This is a genomic window from Paraburkholderia sp. SIMBA_053 (assembly GCF_046534895.1).
Taxonomy (GTDB): Bacteria; Pseudomonadota; Gammaproteobacteria; order Burkholderiales; family Burkholderiaceae; genus Paraburkholderia; species Paraburkholderia caledonica.
Window position 1 is genome coordinate 1 of the sequence record NZ_JAWRXU010000424.1, and the last position, 295, is coordinate 295.

Genomic DNA, 295 nt, shown 5'->3' on the forward strand with positions numbered 1-295 from the left:
GCAGCTTGTTGTTGATCACACACGCTTCGATGAAGAACCAGATCAGCTCGGTCAGAAAACCGCGCGACGCGACATAGTTGCCCTTGCCCGCCAGGCTCAGGTCGATCACGCGGCCCGGCGCAGAGGGCGGGGTGTGCGGTGCGGCATGCGGGTCGTTCATGCTCGCTGCCCGACTGTCCGCGCCCCGACTGTCCCCGGTCCGACCGTCCGCGGCCCGTTCAATCGTGGAGCTGATCGTGTTATCCATAGTCTTCTCCGTCGATGAACGCGCCTCGCCGTCCGTCCGGTACTTCGG

General features: G+C 64.7%; 1 pseudogene. It reads right to left on the reverse strand.

The features are described 5' to 3' along the window. Nucleotides 1-247 (reverse strand): annotated as a pseudogene (locus tag SB753_RS36260) (putative colanic acid biosynthesis acetyltransferase); the annotation flags it as partial. Nucleotides 248-295: the final 48 nt, after the last annotated feature.